This window comes from Aerococcus sp. L_32 (assembly GCF_050689315.1).
In genome coordinates this window covers 1-690 of record NZ_JBOEQF010000985.1, presented here as the reverse complement: position 1 = coordinate 690, position 690 = coordinate 1, and the positions used below count along the sequence as shown (strand labels likewise).

The following is a 690-nucleotide window of genomic DNA, read 5'->3' as shown; positions in this document are numbered from 1 at the left end:
GCCGGAATTACAAAGCGGTTGTTCCGGATGGTGATGATTGCCTCACTTAAATAAGAAGCCTTATTAGACCGGATTATTTGGTCTAGTTTGACACGGATACCCGCTTCTTCGCGTTTGATTCCTTGTCTTAAGCCATGTAAAGTTGACGAGGCATTGTCATAAACTGACCCATCATCTGCAATTGCATTTTGCATCTTACGCATCAAATCCCGCATGTCAATAAAGTCATCTGCAATTGCATACAATTGCATTAATTCTATTTTTGCTTCTTTTAGTTTGCTAAAGAAGGTAGAAACTTCACCAGATGCCCGTAAGACCCGGCCTACTGCAGCCAATTCTTTCCCGTTTAAGTCAGCACCAATATCCAATCGTTTTAAGAATGGTTTTACGTTGATTAGTTGGCTGACTGGGATCCGTTTGTCTAATTCAAACAAGCGTTTTACATCGTCAACACTTTGTAAGGCTTGCTCGATTTCTTCCGCTTCTGCACTTGGTTTTAAATTTAAAGCTTGGATTTTTCCGATTTCAGTTCGGGTTTCTTTTGCTACTTGTTGTTGTATTTTCTCAAATTCTAGGGTTTGAAATATTTTAGGATTCAAAATGTGTCCTCCTTCGATTGTTATCAGTAATGAATATAAAAGGCGCCTTAAGTAGGAAATAGGCCGTGATCAATTATCACAGCCATATCAA

At 39.0% G+C, this 690-nt stretch carries 1 pseudogene; it reads right to left on the bottom strand.

From position 1 onward, the window contains the following. A pseudogene (locus ACRCJ0_RS17750) lies at nucleotides 1-599 on the bottom strand (endonuclease MutS2); the annotation flags it as partial. Between the last annotated feature and the right edge of the window lie 91 nt (nucleotides 600-690).